The 587-nt window shown below is 63.5% G+C and carries 2 protein-coding genes; one reads left to right on the top strand and one right to left on the bottom strand.

Annotation, left to right across the window (positions count from 1 at the left end; genetic code table 11):
- On the bottom strand, positions 1–195 hold a 195-nt coding region (locus J0A65_RS25240; RefSeq protein WP_206596966.1), incomplete at its 3' end, for a hypothetical protein.
- A gap of 215 nt (positions 196–410) precedes the next feature.
- On the opposite strand from J0A65_RS25240, the gene J0A65_RS25235 reads away from it, so the two are divergent.
- A partial coding sequence (locus J0A65_RS25235) for a HutD family protein (protein WP_206596967.1) occupies positions 411–587 on the top strand: 177 nt, incomplete at its 3' end.

Raw genomic sequence — 587 nt, 5'->3', positions numbered from 1 at the left:
GACCAGGCCCGGCGTCATCACCCCACCCTGTCCCGCTTCGACGGCGCCCTGGGCGTCCGCTTCGGCGAACGCCCGCGACGGCCACATGCCGGCCACGCGACCGTCGTCGACGCGCACGGTCATCGCCTCGTCCAGCAGCGCCTGGCCATCGAAGACCTGAACGTCGCGCCACAGCTGTTTCGAATTGGAATGCATCGGCCTGGTGCTCTTTGCGTTTTATTTGTATATACAATAGAAACGAATCGAATCGACGTCAAGCCGGCGACGCATGCCAAGATCATCCGCCTGTCGCTTGACCGTTGCAGTGATACGTTATGATTGCAGCCACCTCCGCGACACGCGCGGAATGACGACGCGGGCGGTCGCCATGCCGGCGATCCGCTCAATATGTATATACATTAGAGAAGACCATGCCCTACACCCTGCTCGACCCCAGCAGCGCCATCGCCATGCCCTGGAAGAACGGCGGCGGCTCGACGCTGGAACTGGCCATCTGCCCGGTGGGTGCCAGCCTGGACGACTTCGACTGGCGCATCAGCAGCGCGAGCGTCGCCTCCAGCGGTGCCTTCTCCCGCTTCCCCGGCATC

The organism is Bowmanella yangjiangensis, from assembly GCF_017255015.1.
In the GTDB taxonomy this organism is placed as follows: Bacteria; Pseudomonadota; Gammaproteobacteria; order Enterobacterales; family Alteromonadaceae; genus Bowmanella; species Bowmanella yangjiangensis.
This window is presented reverse-complemented; position numbering and strand designations above follow the sequence as displayed.